Consider the following 20,122-nt stretch of genomic DNA (forward strand, 5'->3'; position numbering starts at 1 on the left):
GTGGAGGCTAGGTTGCGGTTGGCGGTGGTGGCGGACGGGCCTGCGGTGGCTGAGTTGGCGCGGGCCGCGGTGGAGGCGCAGTTTCCGGCGTACTACGACCAGGCGCAGACCGCCAGTGCGGCTGAGCACATCACCACGTTGGACACCGCGCTGATCGACGACGGCACCTACTACGTGCTGGAGGCGGACGGTGAGGTCGTCGCCTGCGGCGGGTGGAGCCGGCGGAACAAGCTGTTCAACGCGAGTACGGCGGGAGCGGACGAGCGGCTGCTCGACCCCGCGACCGAGCCGGCCCGTATCCGGGCGATGTTCGTCCGGGCGGACTGGACGCGGCGTGGACTCGGCCGGGCGATCCTGACCGCCTGCACCGACGCGGCCCGCGCGGAGGGGTTCACCCGGCTCGCGCTGATGTCGACGCTGCCCGGCGTACCGCTCTACAAGGCGTTCGGCTTCACCGAGGGGGAGCCCGCCCAGCTACCGATGCCGGACGGCACCGTGCTCGCCGGCGTCGCGATGGAACGACCGATAGAGGAGACCGCATGACCGCCGGTACTACTGTCACCGCCCCTGACGGCACGGACGTCGTGCTCGGTGAGATCGGGACGCGTGTGCTGCTGAAGAACTCGCGCGTTCGCGTCTGGGAGGTGGAGCTGCAGCCCGGTGAGGCCCAGGGCTGGCACCTGCACCACAACCCGTACGTCGTCCTGTGCCTCTCGACCTCGCCCTGCCACATGGACTGGCTGGACGGCAGCCCGGCGCGTCAGCTGAGCGAGACGGTCGGCGGCTCGGTCTACCGTCCTGTGTCGCCGGTGCACATGCTCACCAACGACGGCGACACGCCGTACCTCAACCGCCTCATCGAGGTGCTCGACCTGGGCGAGGAGGCCTCCGGCGACCCGTACTTCGGGATCGACACCGCCGCGGCAGGTTTCGAGCAGGCCGGTGAGATCCCCACCAAGGTCGTGGTCGACGAGGACGACGTACGCGTCCAGCACGTCACCCCGGATGCAGGCGAGTCGTACACCTGGCACACCGGCGCCTACCCGGCTCTAGTGGTCGACCTGGACCTGCAGCACCCAGACGTGATGTACCTGGAGCCAGGGGAGTCCTACACGCTCCCAGCCAAGCCAGAGCGCACGTCCGGCTTCAACCTCGTCGAGCTGCGCTACTACAGCAGCCCGCGCACCTGAGCCGCATCCCGAGCCGCCAGCACAGCGGCAGTGTCGACCCGTCCCAGGTCGGCCTGCCGTAGCTGCGCCTTCACCAACGGCACCTGTGGTCCAACAGCGCTCAGCTCGGTCACACCCAGAGCAGCAAGCAGTACGGCGGCCTGCGGGTCACTGGCCAGGTCACCGCAGACCGCGACGCGTACGCCGGCGTTGCGGACGACATGGTCGATCAGCTGGAGTACGGCGGGATCGAGACCGTCGGCGAGCGGTGCGACCGCGGCGTTGGTGCGGTCGGCAGCGGTCGTGTACTGCGTGAGGTCGTTGGTGCCGATGCTGACGAAGTCGAGATCCTTGGCGAGGGTGCTGACGCGCAGGGCGGCCGCAGGCACCTCCACCATGATCCCCACCTCGAGACCGTCCCGTGGGCCGAGCTCCTGCAACGCCCACGCGACCTCGTCGGCCGTCGTCACCATCGGGAACATCACGTGCACCGGCGTCTCGGCCGCCGTACGCCGGACCGCTTCGAGCTGATCGCGGAACAGTTCGGGACGGCGGCGGAAGACGCGAAGGCCACGTTCGCCGAGGAACGGGTTAGCTTCGCGGTCCTGCGGGAGGAACGGGAGCGGCTTGTCGCCGCCGATGTCCCAGGTCCGGATCGTGATCGGCTTGCCGCCGAGGGCCCGTGCGATCGCGCGGAACGCGTCCACCTGTTCGTCGACGGTCGGCGCCGTACGGCGATCCCCGAAGAGCACCTCGGTCCGCACCAGACCGGACCCGTCCGCACCGCGCGCGTCGACGGCGTCCTGGACGACGCCCACGTTAACGAGTACGTCGATCGTCCGGCCGTCGCGGGTGGTGGCGGGTTGCTCGGCGTCCGCGATCGCCTGCGCACGCTCGCCTTCGCGCTCGGTGATGGTCGCGCGGACCCGGTCCTCGTCCGGCGCTACCTCGAACGACCCGGTCCGGGCGTCGAAGAAGACGACCACGCCCGGCGGTACGTCGACGTCCCCGATCCCGGTGATCAACGGGATCCCCCGCGACCGAGCCACGATCACCCCGTGCCCGGTCGTCCCCGCCGCGCGGACGGCGATGCCCGCGATCCGGGTCGCGTCGAGAGTGGCAGCGGTCGCCGCATCCAGCTCAGGTACGACGAGAATGCCGTCCGTCGGCGCTTCCTCGGTCACTCCGACCAGCAAGCGCAGTACGCGGTCCCGCACGGCCCGGACGTCCTGGGCGCGCTCCCGCTGGTACGCGTCGTCGAGCCCTTCGAACGTGGCCGCCAACCCGTCGTACACCTGTTTCCACGCCGTCGGCGCGGGCTGTCCGCCGGAGATCGCCGCTCGTACGTCGTCCAGCACCGTGCGATCGCCCAGCAACGCGAGATGCGCCGCGAAGATCTCACCGTGCGCGTCCCGCAGCTCGCGGAGCTGATCACCCGCAGTCGCAAGAGCGCCGTCCAGCCGACCAATCTCGTTGTCCCCAGCAACATAACCACTCAGCTCGACGCCCGCGCCCGCGAGCACTGCGGGCCCAAGAGCCACATCCAGCCCGGACCCACCAGGAGAAGGAACAGTTGTCTCCACGACCGCATCACCGAAGTTCTCCGCCGCGAGGTTCTCGACCGCCGCGAGCACCGCTTCGGCTTCAGTACCGCTCGCGCCCACTCGCAATCGGTGCCCCTGCTGAGCGTTCAACGTCGCGACCATGCTCAAACTACTCGCGTCCACCGGCCCCTTGCCGGTGTCCAGATCGGTGAGCGTCACCACCGCATCGAAACCGTTGACCAGACCTACCAACCGCGCCGCCGGCCGCGCATGGAGACCATGCTCGTTGCCGACAACCACCTCGACCGCGCGATCAGCTGCAACAACCGGAGCACTCTCGGCGGTTGCAACGCCAAGGTGATCCTGCTTACCCACCAACCCCCGCTCAGCCTCCGCGGCAACCGCATCCAACGCCGCATCCGTCGACGCGGTGACAACCGCCGCCACCAACCCCTCGACCAACGGCGCACTGGTCAGCCGCACCCGCGCAGCAACCTCAGGATCAACGAACTCCAGCGCCATCTCAGCACTGAGCACCGCACTCCCCAGATCCAGCAGCACCAGCACGCCGTCCGGACTATCCGCCGTACCAATAGCCTCCGACACCGCCATCGCATCGGTGCCGAACGTCGTCGCGTCCAGCCCCGCGGCCACCGCGATCACCGGACGCTTGTCCTCGGCAACCATCTCCGAGGCGAGCCCGACCGCCGCATCAGCCAGCGCACGGCTGTGCGACACCACCACGATCCCGATCATGACAGCGTTCGGGCAGCGGACTCCAAGATCAGCGTCGTACTGGTCGCGCCGGGATCCTGATGGCCGGCGCTGCGCTCACCCAGGTAGCTCGCGCGGCCCTTCCGCGCGACCAGCGGGATCGTCGCGTCCCGTCCCTTCGCGGCGGCCTCGGCGGCAGCGCCCAGCGCCGTACCGAGGTCCGATCCGCCGGCCACCGCAGCGTCGTACGCCTCCAGCGCCGGCGCCCAGGCGTCGTACATGGTCTTGTCCCCGAGCTCCGCCTTGCCGCGGGCCAGCACGCCCTCGACCCCGGCGTGCAGCCCCTTCCCGATCGCCTCCGGCGTGAGGTCGGCCCCGGCGAGCGCGGTCCCGAACCGCAGGAAGAAGGTCCCGTACAACGGCCCGCTCGCCCCGCCGACCTTGCTGACCAGCGTCATCCCGGCCTTCTTCAACAGCTCGTCGGCCCCGTCGAACGATGTCTCGTCCAGCATCCCGACCACCGCCTGGAACCCACGGTCCATGTTCGCACCGTGATCGGCGTCCCCGATCGCCGAATCCAGCTCAGTCAGATACGCCGCGTTCTCATGCAACGAACCAGCGACATCACGCAACCAGCTGACGAAGGAATCCACTCCCATGCTCACGCGTTCCAGCGTAGGCCGGGGGTGTTTACCGGGGCGTCCCAGAGGCGTACCAGTTCGTCGTCCGCTTTCAGCAGGGTTACCGAGCAGCCGGCCATCTCGAGTGAGGTGATGTAGTTGCCGACCAGCGAGCGGGCGACCGTGATGCCGGCGCGGTCGAGGAGTTGGGCGACCTCGTGGTACATCAGATACAGCTCGAGCAGCGGCGTACCGCCCATGCCGTTGACGAACGCGATCACCGAATCGCCTTGCTGGTAAGGGAGATCCGAGACCACCGGGTCGACGAGCATCGCCGCGATGTCGCGTGCCGGGGCCAGCGGCAACCGTTGCCGGCCGGGCTCGCCGTGGATGCCGATGCCGACCTCCATCTCGTTCTCGGCCAGCTCGAACGTCGGCTTGCCCGCGGCTGGGACAGTGCACGACGTGAGCGCCATACCCATGCTGCGACCGTTGTCGTTCACCCTGCGAGCGAGGTCCGCGACCTCCTGCAGCGGGCGGCCCTCCTCGGCGGCCGCCCCGACGATCTTCTCCAGCAGTACGGTCACGCCGACGCCGCGGCGACCAGCTGTGTAGAGGCTGTCCTGGACGGCGACATCGTCGTTCGTCACGACCGACAGCACCTCGGTGCCGGCGTCGGCGGCGGCCAGTTCGGCGGCCATCTCGAAGTTCATCACGTCGCCGGTGTAGTTCTTCACGATGTGCAGTACGCCGGCGCCGGCGTCGACCGCCTTCGTCGCGGCCATCATCTGGTCCGGCACCGGGGACGTGAACACCTCACCCGCGCAGGCCGCGTCCAGCATCCCGAGCCCGACGAACCCGCCGTGCATCGGCTCGTGCCCCGACCCGCCACCGGAGATCAGTCCGACCTTGCCGGGTCTCGGCGCGTCCTTGCGGTAGACGATCCGGTTCTCCAGGTCCACCCGGAGCCGGTCCGGATGCGCCGCCGCCATCCCCTGCAGCGCTTCACTCACAACATCGGCCGGGTCGTTGATGAGCTTCTTCATGCACCCCATCTGAGCACACCCGCGCCCGGAACGGGAGCCCCAAGAATCCGGCGCGATCAGGCTGCTTCGACCTCGGAGAGCAGCGGGATCGAGCGAATCGAGCGACTGACGGTGAGCAGTACGGAGCCGATCGCGAGCAGCCCGCCGAAGATCAGCAGAGCCTCCCGCGCGCCGAGTGTTTCCAGAAAGAGCCCACCGAGGAACGGCGCCAGCGGTGCCGCGCCGTTGGACAGGAACAGGAACGCACTCTGCGCCCGCCCCTGCAGATGGTCCGGTGTGATCAGCATCTGGTATCCGAACAGGCCGGAGTTCAACGCGGGCAGCAGGAAGATCGCGAGCGCCGGGAGCAGGATCAGTACGACGGGGCGCGTGCTCGCCGCCGTACTCGCGAACGTGACCGTGATGATCCAGGCGCCGACGATCGTGATCCGGCCGGTGCTGAACCTGGCCAGCAGCTTGGGCGCCGCGAACGCACCCAGCAGGCCGCCGACTCCCATCCCCGTCTCCAGCAGGCCGATCACGGACGCCGGTACGCCGCGCTGCTGCATGCTCAGGATCAGCACCAGAATCGTGCCGTTCGCCGCGAAGTTCAGCAGCGTCGCGACGACCGCGATCGTCCGCAGGTCGCGCTGGCGGAACAACCAGGCCAGCCCGGTACGGATCGCCTTCAGCATCGGCTCGTGCGCGCCGCCCTCGGGCTTCGCGGCCGGTAGCGGGTGCCGGATCGTGGTGAGCATGATCGCCATCACCAGGTACGAGACCGCGTCGATCGCGATCGGGATCGCCCGGCCGATCGAGTAGAGCAGGCCGCCGAGCGGGGCTCCGGCCAGCGAGGCCAGGTTCTGCCGTCCGTGCGAGGCGGCGAGCGCGGTGCCGAGGTCCTCCGGCGGGACGATCTGCCGGAGCGCGCCCGTCTCTGCGGGCATGAACAGACCGTAGCCCGCGCCGTTGATCAGGCCGACGACCATCAGGTGCGGGAGGGTCAGGTGACCGAGCCAGCCCACGACAGCCACCGAGCCGAACAGGACGGAGCCGAGCAGGCTGTACCCGATCAGGATCTTGCGGCGGCTCCAGCGGTCCGCCAGCGCGCCGCCGGGAAGCGCCGCCAGGATCCCGCCGAGCGCGGCCGACGTACCGACGAGACCTGCCTGCACCGGAGAGCCGGTGATGGCCAGGCCGAGCAGCGTGAACACGAACGAGCTCATCGAGGAGCCGATCGAGCTGATCGTCTGACCGGTGAGGAGCTTCAGGTAGTCACCGTTGTGCAGCAACCCCCGGGCGGTCATAACCGCGAGGGTATGCCGGTGTCAGGTCAGTCCTTGGGGCGCAGCAGCGGGCGGACGACCTCGCGGGCGTCGTGGATCCGGGACTTGACGGTGCCGAGCGGAGCGCCGACCTCGGCGGCGATTTCCTCGTACGAGAGGCCGTAGACATCCCGCAGTACCAGCGGAGTGACCATCTGCGGACGGTCCCGCTCCAGGGTCTCCAGCGCCTCCAGGAGGTCCAGTCGGGTGCCGGCGATCACACTCGTGGTGCGCGGGTCCGGCTTCTCCATCTGCTCGGGGTTGTGCGCGGCCTGGGCGGTGCGCTTCAGCTTGCGGTACGTCGAGCGCGCGGAGTTCGCGGCGACCGAGTGGACCCAGGTCGAGAAGCTGCTGCGGCCGGAGAACGAGTTGATCTTGGTGGCGATGTTGAGCAGCGCCTCCTGAGCGGCGTCCTCCGCGTCGGCCGAGTACGGCAGGACGCTGCGGCAGATCCGCAGGACGCGCGGATACACCTGCCGCAGCAGGTCGTCCATCGCGTTCTTGTCACCCGCCTGCGCCTGCTCCGCGAGGGTGGCGAGGTCGTCGGTCGGACTGGTGCTCTCGCTCATCTGCGCCTTTGCTCTCGATCGGCCCCGGTGAGGGACACTCCAATGACCCATAATGCCCTGTATGGGGGTCCCAACCAGACTCGGTCGGTACGTCGTGCGCCGACGCCTGGGCTCAGGCGGTTTCGCCACGGTGTGGCTGGCTCACGACGAGCAGCTCGACGCCGAGGTGGCGATCAAGGTGCTCGCCGACAACTGGGGGCACGACGACTCGGTCCGGCAGCGGTTCCTCGAGGAGGGCCGGTTCCTGCGCCGCGTCGAGTCCGAGCACGTCGTCCAGGTGCACGACGTCGGCGAACTCGAGGACGGCCGCCCGTTCCTGGTGCTCACGTACGCCGACCGCGGCACGCTGGCCGACCGGCTCAAGAAGGCGCCGCTGGCGCTGCCGGACGCCGTCGACGTGGTCGTCCAGGTCGGCCGCGGCCTGCAGGCGCTGCACCGGCGAGGCCTCCTGCACCGCGACGTGAAACCGGCGAACGTCCTGTTCCGCAGCACCGACGACGACGGCGAGCGGGCGGTGCTGTCCGACCTCGGGCTGGGCAAGTCCCTCGACGAGATCTCCCGCATCACGATGCCCGGCGGCACCCCGTCGTACGTCGCTCCTGAGCAGGCGCTCGGTGAGCGGCTGGACCAGCGCGCCGACCAGTACTCGCTGGGCGCGGTCGCGTACGCCGCTCTGACCGGGCGATCCCCGCACCAGGTCGACGGACTCGGCGCCGCGAGCCGGGTCAAGGTGGCGCCGCCGCCCAGCTCACTCGGGTTCGAACTGCCGGGTCAGGTCGACGCGGCCATCGTCCGCGCGCTGGACCCGGACCGGGAGAAGCGCTGGCCGGACGTGCAGACGTTCACGCGGCAGCTCGTGGGAGCGCTCGACGAGACCACGCGCGACTTCCCGCTGTCGACCCGCGAGACGGTGATCGTCGCATCCGAGGACCTGGACGCGAAGACGGCCCTCAGCGACGAGAACCAGCCGACGATCGTGAAACCAGCCGAGCCCTCGGAGACGACGCCCGCGGACGCGGAGACCGTCGCCGTGGAGAGCGCCGCGGCGGAGGCCGATGCGGAGGAGTCTGCGGGCGCGGAGGCAGAGACTGCCGCGGTCGCGACGACGGCGCCCCGGAAGCGACGGCGCGGGCGTTGGGTGGTCGCCGCCCTGCTGGCGCTGCTGGTCGGCGGCGGCGCCGGGTACGGCGGCCACTGGTACCTCTCAGGCCGCAAAATGATCCAGGTCTCAGAGGGCCAATTCTCGGTGACCCTGCCCGAGGCCTGGGCACAGTCGATGGCTCAGTCGGACTGGACCGCGCCCGGCGGCACCGGGAGCGCGCCGGCGTTCCGCGTCAGCCGTGACCCGGACTGGTCGGGGAAGACGCCAGGCGTGTTCATCGGGGTGTCGAAGTCGAAGCTGGCGGTTCCGGACGGCAAGCAGTGCGGCAACGAAGGCACCGTGCAGCCGCACATGGTCCGTGAATTCCCAGTGACCGACCGGTTGTCCGCGGACTGCTTCGGTGCCGATATCGTGCTCCTCCAACGGGTCGTCGATCACGGGGACGGCGGCTCGCTCCTCGTACAGGTGGTCGTGCCCGGATCGGATGTCCTCCGGGCCACGGAGATCGCCGATTCGGTGACATACACGTCTTAGGGGGTGTCTGATGGCTCCCCGCCTACTGCGGGGCACTCGGCACGGCACCTCGCCGCACGGGTGCAAAGGCCACGATGCTCCGCATCGAGACCTTCGCCCCCGCACGCCGATGCACCGCACCGAGCACCTCCTCGCTACGGCGTGGAACCATCAGACACCCCCTAGGAAGGCCCCATGCGTTTTCCGACCGAACGGCTCCGGCCGTCGCCGGCGCTGCTCCAGTCCGCCCGTCGCAGGTTCTACCGGCTCCGCTCCACCATCTTCCGCACCATCTGGCCGGCCGACTGAGCTCAGTCCACGGTCGGCCAGGTGATGCCCAGGGCCACAGTCCACAGGCCGGCTCCTAGCCATCCGAGTACGTGGAGCCCGCTGACGAAGCTCGGGGCGTGGCCGAGCGTCGCGCCGTACACGCCGACTCCGAGTGCGCCTACGGCCTGGCGGCTGGTGTTGTTGACGCCGCTGGCCAGGCCGGCGCGGTCCGGTGGCAGCGCAGCGATGGCAGCGTGGACCACTGCGGCGGTCAGGAACCCCATACCGAGGCCGAGGCCGAGTTGTACCGGTACGACGGCCGCGTAGCCGCTCCTGTCGTCGACGCCGAGCAGGAACGCCGATCCGACGACGCCGAACGCCAGCCCGATCGTCATCGGGAGACGAGGACCGTAGCGGGCGGTGATGCGGCCCGTGATCGGGCCTAGCACTGCTAGCGGGAGGAAGAGCGGGATGAGTTCGAGACCGGCCCGGAACGCCTTCTGTGAAAGGTGTTCCTGCAGATAGAGCGTCAGTACCAGGGCTGTGCCGAGACCGACGAAGTTCATCAGACCCGCGATCACGTTGGGGCCGACGAAGCTCGCACCGATCCGCAGCCGGGTCTTCGCGCGCTCCTGCTCGATCTGCCGCTGCGGCACGAGCCGCCACGCCAACGGGAAGGCGACGGCGATGATCGGCAAGTTGATCAGGAACACGGCCCGCCAGCCGAGTGCGCTCACCAGCGCGCCGCCGAGCAGTGGCCCGGACGGCAACGCCAACGCCCCGGCGCCCGACCAGATGCCGACAGCACGAGCTCTGGCCGCGCTGTCGACGTACATGTCGCTGATGACGGCCAAGGTTCCCGGCAACAGCAGCGCGGCGCCGACGCCCTGAACCGCCCGCGCCGCGACGAGCAGCTCGATCGTTGGCGCCACCCCGCAAGCCAGCGAGGCGACGCCGAAAACACCAAGCCCCGCAAGGACAACGCGCCGATGCCCGATCCGGTCACCCAGCATCCCGAACACCAACAGAAGCCCGGCGAGCGCAATCATGTACGCGGTGACAACCCACTGCTGCCCGCTCAAACTCGTCCCGAGATCCACCCTGACTGCCGGCAACGCGACGTTCACCACCGTCACATCCAGCTGAATCAAGAAGATCCCGACACACAGCAACGCAAGCAGCATGCTCTCCAAGTTCCCACGCGATCACTTCGGGCACCGTCGAAGTGTGCTGGTGCCACGATGGATCCATGAGCGGAGACGCGGATGTCGCGCGCGTGGCGGCGTTGCTGGCCGAACCGGCCAGGGCGAAGGTCTTGATGGCCCTGGCGGAGGGCCGCGCGCTCCCGGCGTCTCTGCTGGCTTCGGAGGCACGTGTGTCGCCACAGACCATCAGCGCACACTTGCGCAAGCTGCTCGACGGCGGCCTGGTCACAGTCGAGCAATCCGGCCGGTATCGGTACTACAAGCTCTCCGGTCCGGAGGTCGCCGCAGCCGTGGAGGCGCTGGCCGGCATCGCCAAGCCGCAGCCGATCACCTCGCTGCGCCAGAGCACCCGGGCTGCGGCTCTACGCGAGGCACGTACCTGCTACGACCACCTGGCTGGGCGTCTCGGCGTCGCTCTCCTGGAGGGGCTGGTACGTCGTGACGCGCTGGTTCGCACCGATGGCGGTAGAGGTACCGAGCGTCGGCCCGGCGACCCGCTCGCGCAGCAACTCCCCGACGGCCCATACGCCCTGGGGCCTCATGCCGTCGGCGCCTTCTCCGAGTTGGGAGTCGACCTCGCCGCGCTGCCGTCGCGCAGGCCGCTGCTCAGGTTCTGCGTCGACTGGAGTGAACAGCGCCACCACCTGTCGGGGCAGCTCGGAGCCGCGATCGCTGAGGCGCTATTGAACCGCAACTGGCTCCACCGCCGTCCCCACCAACGCGCGGTCCAGCTGTCTGACGCAGGCCGCCGCGGTCTCGCCCAACTGCTCTAGCCCGACAGCGGAGTATCCCGACGCTGAACGCTGTCAGTCGCATGATCAAGCACGTCGAGCAACGCGTCCTTGTCCTGGGGGAGCCCAGTGGAGCTCATTTCGACAGCACAGTTGCCACTGTCATCCGCAACCCAACGCACGATGACATAGCGCAGAACGCCTTCGGGGGACTGCTCCGGAGGCGGTACATAGGTGTAGGCGATGGTGGCGTACCGCTCGTCCACGGTGTGCGAGATCAGGTGCAGCATCTGGTTGGCGGGCAGACGATTCAGCTCGGTGATACGCGCTTGCATCGACGCCGCCGGGGGACGCGTGATCGTGAAGCCCCCCTCGATCCGGATCCACCGCTTTCCGGTGGGGTCGGTGAACCGGCCGGTCTTCGGCGGGTCCGGCTGCGTCAGGCTCCATCCGCTCGGTATCCGTACCGAAACGCGTGACCTGACGACGCCCTTCACCTCGAACGTCTGGCTCTTGTAGCGCAGATCGTCCGCATCCAGCGCAGGCGAGTCGTCGTACGTAACCTTGCGAGGCGGCCCGGTAGGTGTCGGGGTAGGCGTCGGTGTCGTGCCCGGGGTGGGGCTCACGGCGAGTGGGGCTGCGGTGCCGGCCAGGCTGGGTTCCTTGGTGAGGAACAGGCCGACGCCGTACCCGCCCGCTCCGCCCACCCCCGCGAGCGTCAGCAGACCGGCGCCGAGCACCGCGCGCCTGCTCACCGTCCCCGCCACGCCCCCACCTCCCCAGAGATCTACTAGAAGAAGACACCCCAGCCCCCACAGAGGTTGCACCGACTAAGTAACGATTCCGTGAAAACGGGTTCCCCGCGTGGTCCCTCAGATCCGGCCAGGTGCCTTCTTGGTCTGGCCCTTTGCGACGGCATACCAGGCGGAGCCACCCTCGAGTTGCACGTCGTAGTGGCCGGTGGCCATGAAGCCGTCGACGAACGTCCAGGGCAGCTTCGGCGTCCGGCAACTGGTCTGATTCCTCGTGATGTATCCATTGCCGCCGGGACTGTTGCAGGTCAACCCTGGCTGCTGGAGTCCCTCTTCCCAATAAGCCAGTACTGCGGTTGCCCGCGTGCCTCCGGTGATGATCGGCGAGTTGAGTTTGAGGTAGGCCCAGTACTGGTGGCACGTGTCCCGTCGCAGCTCGATCCTTCCCCAGACCTCGCCTGTTCGGTTTGCTGTGAGAGGTACGGTCCTGACCGCCGGCACGGCCTCACTGCAGGCCTGTGTGACTGCAACCTTCGCCCCGGCCGGTGCCGGGATCAGTGCCGTCGCCAGGGCGAGCGCGGCAATGCGACGGATCATCGCTGTCTCCATCTCGTGGGAGGTATGTCGGTCGGGTTCGGCAGGGTCAGCCGGTCTCGTTGACTGAGGTGCTGGCCTTGTCGAGGATTTCTTTGAGGGCGTCTGCGTCTTGGGGGAGGCCGGTGACGCTCATCTCGATGTTGGTGTTCTCGCCGTTGATCGCGATCCAGCGGACGATCACGTACCACAGGGTCTCGCCCGGGATGTACGAGTAGACGAGTGTCGCGACCGTCCGGGACTCGCCGTCGTCGCCGGTGATCATTTCGGACGTGTGGTCGAGGATGCGGACGTCGTTCTCGGGCGCCTGGCTCTTCTTGAGATCGACGATCAGCTGGGCCATCTCGTCCGCCGGCGTGCCCTCGGCGGGTTGGTCGGCCTGCACTCGCACGCCGCGTTGTTCGACCTTTTCGACGTATCTGACCTGGTCCGGGCGCTTCGTGTCCCTCGTCAGCCGCCAGCCTTGTGGCACCTCGAGGGACAGCCGCACGGTCTGACCGTCCTTCGTTTGCACGGAGAACGAGCGTTCGGTGTAGTCCAGCCCGGGTTCCAGCGGCTCCTCGTTGTTGGGGATCGGGGTCTTGACCGGAGTCGAGGGCTCGGTTGGGGACGGCGTGGCGGACGGGGAGATTTCGCCGAGGGGGCCGGCGGTGCCGGAGGCGGTCGGTTCCGGGGTGTCGAGGTAGTCGCCCGCGTAGTAGCCACTGCCGGCGCCGAGCGCCAGGGCCAGCAGCAGAAGTCCGGCCAGGAGGACTCGTCTCACGCTCGCACCCGTCCACAGGTCGGCGCGGGCGGCACGACAGACGTCGTACCGGCCGGATGCGGGAAGGCGGTCACGGGCACGTAGCCCATCTTCTCAGGCCAGATGGTCCGGGTCCCAAAACCCCGGCGGAGGCCTTTTCACACCGGGCCGGACTGAATCCTTTCAACGAGGTCTTGACACCCTCCCGGGCCGTACGTACCGTCCCCGTGACAAAAGTAACACGATCCTGCGGTTACTTCACATTCTTGGCCGGTACTTCGGCGCTCAGGAGGAACCATGGCACTCGATCGATCCGTCAGCCGAAGGCGGCTCCTGCAACTCGCCGGTGGTGCGACCCTGGCCGGTGCGTTGGCGGCCTGCGGCGGCGGCAACGGCAGCTCGTCGTCCGGCGGCCCGCTCAAGGTGATCGGCGCCGGCAGCCAGGAGGCCGGCCTGCGGAAGGCGCTCGACGACTACAAGAAGGCGCATTCGGACTTCGACTTCAATCTCTCGTTCTCGCCGGCCGACCAGCTGCAGACGTCGCTCCGCGCACAGCTCGCGGCCGGTAACGCCCCGGATCTGCACGCGGTCTACCCGGGTAACGGCAGCGCGATGTCGATGGTCCAGCTGAGCAAGGCGAACCTGCTCACGGACCTCAGCAGCCAGTCCTGGACGCAGAAGATCCCGACCGGTTTCAAGGGTGCGTTCCAGAACGACGGCAAGACGTTCATCTTCTCGCCGGGTACCAGCGTGCTCGGCGCGATCTACAACAAGAAGGCGTTCGCGACCGCGGGGGTCGACGTACCGACGACCTGGTCGGAGCTGCTGTCGGTGTGCGACAAGCTGAAGAAGAAGGGCATCGTGCCGATCGCGCTCGGCGCCCAGACCCCGTGGGTCACGCAGCTCATCGACTACGCGCTGGTCCCGGGCACGGTCTACGCCAAGACGCCGGACTTCGACGACAAGATGACCGCCGGTACGGCGTCCTTCGCGGACTCGGGCTGGGCGGACGCGATGGACAAGTACCTCGAGCTGCAGAAGAAGGGCTTCTTCAACGACAACCCGAACGGGACGACGTACGAGCAGGCCACCTCGATGGTCGGCACCGGCAAGGCCGCGATGGCCGTCCAGGTGTCCGCGGTCCTGCAGGCGTTCCGCGCGGCGTCGCCGGCGCCGGACGACCTGGGCATGTTCCCGTTCCCGGCCACGGACGTCGCCGCCGACAACTGGATCCCCGGCGGCGTCGTGGTCGGTATCGCGGCCAGCGCGAAGAGCAAAAAGGCCGAGGAGGCGAAGAAGTTCATCGAGTACTGCGGCCAGCCGGAGGTCGTGAACGCCTGGGCCGAAGCCGTCGCGTGCGTCCCGCTGTACTCCGAGGGCGACGCCAAGGTCGACCCGGTCCTGAAGCCGTTCCTGCCGTACCTGAAGGACAACAAGGCGGTCCCGTTCATGGACCAGCGCTGGCCGAACGCCGAAGTACAGCCGACCCACTTCGCCGTCGTCCAGGAACTCCTCGGCGGCAAGAGCACGGTCCCCGCCGCCCTGAAGAAGATGGACGAGGCCTACCGGAAGAGCGCATGACGGTCACAGCTCAGGCCGTACGCCGGGACGCTGTCAAGGCACCGCGGCGCCGTGGGGGCGGGATCGCGCCGCCGTGGTTGTTCGCGGTGCCGGCGTTGCTGATTTATGCGCTGGTTGTCTTGTATCCGGCGTTTTCCGGGGCCGGGTCGGCGTTCACGGACTGGTCGGGGGTGGGGGCGCAGCGGTCGTTCGTGGGGCTGGACAACTTCCAGCAGTTGTTCCGCGACGACCAGGCCCTCGGGGCGTTGCGGAACACGTTGCTGCTGACGGTGGCGATCGTCGTCGTGCAGAACGGGATCGGGTTGCTGCTGGCGCTCGGCGTCCACACGGGGATCAAGAGCCGGATGGTGCTGCGGGTGATCTTCTTCGCGCCCGTCGTGGTGAGTCCGGTGATGGTGTCGTTCCTGTGGAAGTACGTGTACAACCCGGCGCCGGACGCCGGGCTGAACGCGGCGCTCGGGGCGATCGGGCTCGGCGGGTTGCGGCAGGACTGGCTGGGCAACCCGTCGATCGCGTTGTGGTCGGTCGCCTTCACCGTGATCTGGCAGTGCGCCGGGTACTCGATGGTCATCTTCCTGGCGGGTCTGGAAGGCGTGCCGGCCGAGCTGCACGAGTCCGCGATGGTCGACGGCGCGGGCACCGTGGCGCGGTTCCGGCACATCACCTGGCCGCTGCTCGCGCCGGCCGTGACGATCAACCTGATGCTGTCCACGGTCGGTGGCCTGACGCTGTTCACCCAGATCATCGCGATGACGAACGGCGGCCCGGGGTACGCGACCGACACGCTGTCGACGGTCCTCTACAAACAAGCCTTCGTGTTCGGGAAGTTCGGCTACAGCACCGCGGTGGCGCTGGTCCTGGCGATCTTCGTCGCGGCCGTGTCCTTCATCCAGATCGGGTACCTGCGCTCGAGGGAGACCGCGGCATGAGGAAATACAAGCCCCGTACCTTCGTGCTGGAAGTCGTCATGGTGGCGGTCGCCATCGCCTTCCTCTTCCCGGTCTACGCGCTGGTGACGCTGGCCTTCAAGGACCCCGGCCAGATCGCCAACAAGCCGCTGTCACTGCCGGATCCGCCGTCGGTGGGGAGCTTCGGCGAAGCGTGGCAGTCGGCGTCACTCGGCTCGGCGCTGCTGAACAGCACGCTGATCACGGTCAGCAGTGTTCTGGTGCTGATCGTGCTGGGATCGCTGGCGGCATACTTCCTGGCCCGTACGGCGACGCGCCTGAGCTACACGCTCTACATCCTGTTCCTGGTCGGCATCATCCTGCCGTTCCAGCTGGGGATGATCCCGCTGTACCAGATGGTCAACGACCTGGGCCTGCTCGGCACGTACCAGGGGATGATCCTGTTCTACACGGGCATCCAGTTGCCGTTCACGGTGTTCCTCTACACCGGGTTCATCCGCTCGCTGCCGGCCGACTACACGAACGCGGCGCTGATCGACGGCGCCTCCCACCTGCAGGCGTTCGCGCATGTGATCTTCCCGCTGCTGCGCCCGATCACGGGCACGGTCCTGATCCTGAACGCCGTACACATCTGGAACGACTTCTTCACCCCGCTGCTGTACCTGGGCGGATCCGGCCGCGAGACGGTCCCGGTCCGGGTCTTCGCGTTCGTCAACGAGTACACGTCCAACTACGGGCTGGTGGCCGCCGGGCTGGTCCTCGCGGCGCTCCCGATCCTGCTGCTGTTCCTCGTCCTGCAGCGCTACGTGATCCGCGGATTCGCCTCCGGATTGAAGGGATGACCTCTCGGCCTAGGACAATGCCCTCACAAACAAACAGAGGGGGGATCGGCATGGTACGTCGGTTGCTGGCCGGGGCACTGACCGTCGGGGCATTGCTCGGTGGGGCCGTGCTGGTGGGAAGTGCACCAGCCGAGGCGAGGACGGTAGCGGTGTCGGACACGCTGCTGCCGGGGCAGAAGTTGATGGCCGGGCAGTACATCCGTTCGAAGAGCGGTGTCTTCACGTTGATCATGGACACGCGTGGGGAGGCGAAGCTCTTCCAGCGCGGGGTGTCGTGGCGGTTGTGGAGCTCCGGGACCTGGCGCGCCGGGTCCGTCCTCGTGATGGGCACGGATGGAACGCTCCAGATCATCTACGGTCGGACGAAGATCTGGTCGATGAGCATCAAGAGCGCGGGCGCCAAGCTGGTGCTGCCGGACAATGGGAACCTGGCGATCTACAACACCCGCGGTAAGGCGAACTGGAACCGGCACATGGTGATCGGCACGCTGATGCCGCAGAGCCAGCTCCACGCCCCGGACCCGGCCGGACGCGAGGTGATCATGTACTCCGTCAACCGGATCTACACGCTGAAGTTCCTGACCACCGGCAACCTGGTGCTGCTGAAGAACGGGACGACCACGCTGTGGAGCACCGGTGTGAAGAACGCCCCGGAGTCGTACGGGTCGGTCGGACCGAACGGCGCGTTCTACAACAACAACAGCTTCGGCGACATCACCTGGATGTACGAGACCCGCCGCGACGGCAGTGTCCTCCAGCTCCGTGACGACGGGCACCTGGTGATGGTCAACGGCCGCACGGTCGTCAAGACGTTCTTCTAAGAGACAAGGGGGAGTGGGATGGTACGTCGACTGTTGGCCGGAGTCCTGGCCGTCGGGGCACTGCTGGGTGGGGCCGTCCTGCTGGGAAGCGCACCGGCCGAGGCGAAGACGGTGGCGGTGTCGGACACGCTGCTGCCGGGGCAGAAGCTGTTGTCCGGGCAGTACATCCGCTCGAAGAGCGGGGTCTACACGTTGATCGTTCAGCCGGCCGGAGACGTCAAGCTGTACCAGCGCGGAGTGAAGGCTCCGCTGTGGGCTTCGGGTACGTGGCGGCCGAACTCGGTGCTCGTGATGGGCACGGACGGGACGCTGCAGGTCATCTACGGCCGGACGAAGGTCTGGTCGATGAGCATCAAGAGCGCGGGCGCCAAGCTGGTGCTTCCGGACAACGGCAACCTGGCGATCTACAACACCCGCGGTAAGGCGAACTGGAACCGGCACATGGTGGTCGGGACGCTGATGCCGCAGAGCAAGCTCGCCGGCCCGGACGCGGCCTGGGACGAGGTCGTCATGTACTCCGTGAACCGGATCTACACGCTCAAGTTCCTGACCACCGGCAACCTGGTGCTGTTGAAGAACGGCACCACCGTGCTCTGGTCCACCGGTGTGAAGAACGCCCCGGGCGCGTACGGCTGGGTCAGCCCGGATGGATCGTTCGGCACCGTGAACGCCTTCGGTGACCTCACCTTCTTCTACCAGACCCGTCGCGCCGGGAGCGTCCTCCAGCTCACTGACGACGGCCATCTCCGGATGGTCAACGGCCGGACCGTCGTCAAGACGTTCCACTGACAGACAAGGGGAGTGGGATGGTACGTCGACTGTTGGCCGGAGTCCTGGCCGTCGGGGCAATGCTGAGTGGGGCCGTGCTGGTCGGAAGCGCACCGGCCGCGGCGAAGACGGTGGCGGTGTCGGACACGCTGCTGCCGGGGCAGAAGTTGATGACGCTGCAGTCGATCAAGTCGGCCAGTGGTGTGTTCACGCTGACGATGCAGCGCAACGGGAACGTGACTCTGCTTCAGCGTGGCGTCACGCAGCCGCTGTGGATGTCCGGGACCTACCGGCCAGGCTCTGTGCTCGTGATGGGCGCTGACGGCACCATGCGGATCATCTACGGGCGGACGCAGATCTGGTCGATGGGCGCGGCCAGCCCGAACGCCAAGCTGGTGCTGCCGAACACCGGTCTGATGGCGATCTACAACACCCGCGGCAAGGCGGTCTGGAACCGGCACATGGTGATCGGCACGCTGATGGCAGGCGCCATGCTGCGTGCACCGGACACGCTCGGCCGGGACGTGACGATGTACTCGCTGGACCACGTCTACACGCTGAAGCTGCTGACGAACGGAAACATGGTCTTCCTGAAGAACGGCACGACCGTCCTCTGGAGCACCGGCAAGACGGAGTATCCGGAATCGTCCGCATGGATCGACCCGAACGGCCTGTGGGGCACCTACAGCCGGGACGGCGACGGCAGCTGGGACTTCCATACCCACAGGCCAGGCACCGTCGTACAGATCCGCAACGACGGCAGCTACTTGCTGATCAACGGCCGGACGATCGTCAAGAAATTCGTCTAGTAGACCTCGATGCGGTCGAGGCTGATGACGGCGCCGGTCGAGGCAGGGTTCTTGTCGCCGGTCACGCGCACCTTGAGGGTGTGCGGGCCGGGCGGCAGGACCGGGCTGACGTACTTCAGCTGCTCGCCGACGCGGATCGAGCTGTAGTAGTCGATCCGCTGCTCGGGTCCGCCGTCGACCGAGATGGCGGCGATCCCGTTGCCCGTGTCCGCGACGCTCAGCAGGGCCACGCGGGTGCCGGTGAACTGGATCGTCGCGGTCGCGTTCGGCTCCCAGCTCCAGTGGTCGTTGCCCCAGAAGCACTGGTTGCCGCAGCCGGACCCGGAGCTCCACGCGCCGGTGTAGGCGACAGTCGCGTCGGTGTCGTTGATCCAGTAGTTCGCCGAGCCCGGGTCGCCGGACGGCAGGTTCTGGGTCGCGCCCGCGGCGAGCGGCCGGCCGAGGTTCGGCGTACCGTCGGCGTTCCAGGTGATCTTCTGGACCCTTGTCGTGCGGTACGAGTACGTGTAGGTGCTGGTGTTCTTGCCGTGGTAGGCGATCCAGTCCTCGGTCCCGTCCGGTGACTTGAAGAACGAGTGGTGCCCGGGACCCCACACGCCGGTCTCGTCGTTGCGGGAGAAGACCGGGCCGGGATGCTGCACCCAGTTCGCCGCGACCATCGGGTCGGCGCCGTTCGCGATGCTCTTCATCCACAGCTGGTAGTCCGGCTTGCCGGTGTCGCACGTCGAGTAGGTCAGGAAGGTGCGCGTCGCGCCGTACAGCGGGGTCGGCCCTTCCCGTACTTCGGTGCACCCGCCGTCGGCCGGGATGGCGACGCGGCCGCCGGTCGCGGTCCACGGGTTGCTCATCCGGACGATGTACAGCTGCGCCGGGCCGCCCTGTCCGCGGCCGGGGCCGGTCCAGACGAAGTACTGCTGCCCGTTGACCGTGATCGGCTCGCCGTCGATCGCGTACTCACCGAAGTCCGCGATCTTCGCCTTGAAGCTGTACGGGCCGAGCGGGTCGTCGCCGGCCGACTCGAGCACGTACATCCGGTGGTTGGCGTCGACGCCGTCGGAGGCGGTGTAGTAGATGTACCAGCGGTTCCCGACATGCCGGAACGCCGGCGCCCACATCTGCGTGTTGCGGCTCGTGTCCGAGTCCCGCCACACGACTTGCTCGGGTTGCACGAGCAGCGTCGCGAGGCTGCCCGACGACCAGATCCCGATCCGGTCGCCGCGCGTCGTCGCGACGTAGTACTTGCCGTTGTAGAACATCAGCGACGGATCCGCGGACGGATTCACCGGGTTCCGGAACGTCTGCGACGTCACAGCGTTCTCCTGCTGGTCGGCTGCGGATGCGGTCGGAGCGAGCAGGCCGCAGAACAATGCGGCGGCCAGGGCGGCACGGAAGATCCTCATGACACACCTCTCGAAACCTGGGGGCGGACCGGTCTCGCTCTCGTTTGTACCGGCTACTTCCAACGTTGTAAACCTTTCGGCCAGGAACCTGCGGACGTCAGCCGGCGTCACACCGCAC

The 20,122-nt window shown here is 67.9% G+C and carries 20 protein-coding genes and 1 pseudogene; 10 read left to right on the top strand and 11 right to left on the bottom strand.

Going from position 1 to position 20,122, the window contains the following annotated elements; all coding sequences use genetic code 11:
* Both E0H92_RS04460 and E0H92_RS04465 read left to right on the top strand, forming a co-directional pair.
* Positions 1–543 carry a GNAT family N-acetyltransferase gene (locus E0H92_RS04460; protein ID WP_238173308.1) on the top strand — a complete coding sequence of 181 codons (543 nt, stop codon included), beginning with the start codon at positions 1–3 and terminating at the stop codon, positions 541–543.
* The gene (locus E0H92_RS04465; RefSeq protein ID WP_131495461.1) at positions 540–1,190 is read left to right on the top strand and encodes a cupin domain-containing protein; all 651 of its coding nucleotides are present in this window, start codon (positions 540–542) and stop codon (positions 1,188–1,190) included. Before E0H92_RS04460 ends, E0H92_RS04465 begins: the two co-directional genes overlap by 4 nt.
* Here the strand turns inward: E0H92_RS04465 and E0H92_RS04470 are convergent.
* The 6 genes and pseudogenes from E0H92_RS04470 to E0H92_RS04490 form a co-directional block, all read right to left on the bottom strand.
* The gene (locus E0H92_RS04470) at positions 1,169–3,088 is read right to left on the bottom strand and encodes an HPr family phosphocarrier protein (protein ID WP_338068851.1); all 1,920 of its coding nucleotides are present in this window, start codon (positions 3,086–3,088) and stop codon (positions 1,169–1,171) included. The two genes, E0H92_RS04465 and E0H92_RS04470, sit on opposite strands and share 22 nt — an antisense overlap.
* Positions 3,068–3,469: pseudogene (gene dhaM, locus E0H92_RS45640) on the bottom strand (dihydroxyacetone kinase phosphoryl donor subunit DhaM); the annotation flags it as partial. The gene E0H92_RS04470 and the pseudogene dhaM, both read right to left, overlap by 21 nt.
* A complete protein-coding gene (dhaL, locus tag E0H92_RS04475) occupies positions 3,466–4,086 on the bottom strand; it encodes a dihydroxyacetone kinase subunit DhaL (RefSeq protein WP_131465313.1) in 621 nt (206 codons plus the stop codon). The gene dhaL and the pseudogene dhaM, both read right to left, overlap by 4 nt.
* A 2-nt stretch (positions 4,087–4,088) precedes the next feature.
* The gene (dhaK, locus tag E0H92_RS04480; protein WP_131464829.1) at positions 4,089–5,093 is read right to left on the bottom strand and encodes a dihydroxyacetone kinase subunit DhaK; all 1,005 of its coding nucleotides are present in this window, start codon (positions 5,091–5,093) and stop codon (positions 4,089–4,091) included.
* 56 nt (positions 5,094–5,149) lie between these two features.
* Positions 5,150–6,379, bottom strand: coding sequence for an MFS transporter (locus E0H92_RS04485; protein WP_131495463.1), 1,230 nt, complete (start codon positions 6,377–6,379; stop codon positions 5,150–5,152).
* 26 nt (positions 6,380–6,405) lie between these two features.
* A complete protein-coding gene (locus tag E0H92_RS04490; protein ID WP_131464833.1) occupies positions 6,406–6,966 on the bottom strand; it encodes an RNA polymerase sigma factor in 561 nt (186 codons plus the stop codon).
* Between the two features lie 61 nt (positions 6,967–7,027).
* Between E0H92_RS04490 and E0H92_RS04495 the strand changes: the two genes are divergently transcribed.
* On the top strand, positions 7,028–8,602 hold the full coding sequence (locus E0H92_RS04495) for a serine/threonine-protein kinase (protein WP_131495464.1): 1,575 nt from the start codon (positions 7,028–7,030) through the stop codon (positions 8,600–8,602).
* Between the two features lie 290 nt (positions 8,603–8,892).
* Here E0H92_RS04495 and E0H92_RS04500 read toward each other — a convergent pair whose 3' ends face one another.
* Positions 8,893–10,035, bottom strand: coding sequence for an MFS transporter (locus tag E0H92_RS04500; protein ID WP_131495465.1), 1,143 nt, complete (start codon positions 10,033–10,035; stop codon positions 8,893–8,895).
* 65 nt (positions 10,036–10,100) lie between these two features.
* Between E0H92_RS04500 and E0H92_RS04505 the strand changes: the two genes are divergently transcribed.
* Complete coding sequence (locus E0H92_RS04505; RefSeq protein ID WP_131495466.1) at positions 10,101–10,829, top strand: ArsR/SmtB family transcription factor; 729 nt, start codon at positions 10,101–10,103, stop codon at positions 10,827–10,829.
* Here E0H92_RS04505 and E0H92_RS04510 read toward each other — a convergent pair.
* From E0H92_RS04510 to E0H92_RS04520, 3 genes are all read right to left on the bottom strand, one after another.
* Positions 10,826–11,554, bottom strand: a complete 729-nt coding sequence (locus tag E0H92_RS04510) for a hypothetical protein (RefSeq protein WP_131495467.1) — start codon at positions 11,552–11,554, stop codon at positions 10,826–10,828. The genes E0H92_RS04505 and E0H92_RS04510 overlap by 4 nt on opposite strands.
* A gap of 105 nt (positions 11,555–11,659) precedes the next feature.
* The gene (locus tag E0H92_RS04515) at positions 11,660–12,136 is read right to left on the bottom strand and encodes a hypothetical protein (protein ID WP_131495468.1); all 477 of its coding nucleotides are present in this window, start codon (positions 12,134–12,136) and stop codon (positions 11,660–11,662) included.
* 46 nt (positions 12,137–12,182) lie between these two features.
* A complete protein-coding gene (locus tag E0H92_RS04520) occupies positions 12,183–12,896 on the bottom strand; it encodes a hypothetical protein (RefSeq protein WP_131495469.1) in 714 nt (237 codons plus the stop codon).
* Between the two features lie 276 nt (positions 12,897–13,172).
* Between E0H92_RS04520 and E0H92_RS04525 the strand changes: the two genes are divergently transcribed.
* The 6 genes from E0H92_RS04525 to E0H92_RS04550 are packed head-to-tail and all read left to right on the top strand — an operon-like array spanning position 13,173 to position 18,604.
* Entirely contained in the window at positions 13,173–14,456 is a 1,284-nt protein-coding gene (locus E0H92_RS04525) for an extracellular solute-binding protein (protein WP_131495470.1), read from the top strand.
* Positions 14,453–15,385 carry a carbohydrate ABC transporter permease gene (locus tag E0H92_RS04530; protein ID WP_130387935.1) on the top strand — a complete coding sequence of 311 codons (933 nt, stop codon included), beginning with the start codon at positions 14,453–14,455 and terminating at the stop codon, positions 15,383–15,385. The genes E0H92_RS04525 and E0H92_RS04530 overlap by 4 nt, the downstream gene beginning before the upstream one ends.
* Positions 15,382–16,206 carry a carbohydrate ABC transporter permease gene (locus E0H92_RS04535; RefSeq protein WP_131283638.1) on the top strand — a complete coding sequence of 275 codons (825 nt, stop codon included), beginning with the start codon at positions 15,382–15,384 and terminating at the stop codon, positions 16,204–16,206. The genes E0H92_RS04530 and E0H92_RS04535 overlap by 4 nt, the downstream gene beginning before the upstream one ends.
* 50 nt (positions 16,207–16,256) lie before the next feature.
* The gene (locus E0H92_RS04540; RefSeq protein WP_131495471.1) at positions 16,257–17,027 is read left to right on the top strand and encodes a hypothetical protein; all 771 of its coding nucleotides are present in this window, start codon (positions 16,257–16,259) and stop codon (positions 17,025–17,027) included.
* 18 nt (positions 17,028–17,045) lie between these two features.
* The gene (locus E0H92_RS04545) at positions 17,046–17,816 is read left to right on the top strand and encodes a hypothetical protein (protein ID WP_131495472.1); all 771 of its coding nucleotides are present in this window, start codon (positions 17,046–17,048) and stop codon (positions 17,814–17,816) included.
* A 17-nt stretch (positions 17,817–17,833) separates the two neighbouring features.
* A complete protein-coding gene (locus tag E0H92_RS04550) occupies positions 17,834–18,604 on the top strand; it encodes a hypothetical protein (RefSeq protein ID WP_131495473.1) in 771 nt (256 codons plus the stop codon).
* Here E0H92_RS04550 and E0H92_RS04555 read toward each other — a convergent pair.
* Positions 18,601–20,004: a glycoside hydrolase family 43 protein gene (locus E0H92_RS04555; RefSeq protein WP_131495474.1), complete on the bottom strand. Its 1,404-nt coding sequence runs from the start codon at positions 20,002–20,004 to the stop codon at positions 18,601–18,603. The genes E0H92_RS04550 and E0H92_RS04555 overlap by 4 nt on opposite strands.
* Positions 20,005–20,122: the final 118 nt, after the last annotated feature.

This window comes from Kribbella speibonae, assembly GCF_004331375.1.
GTDB lineage: Bacteria > Actinomycetota > Actinomycetes > Propionibacteriales > Kribbellaceae > Kribbella > Kribbella sindirgiensis.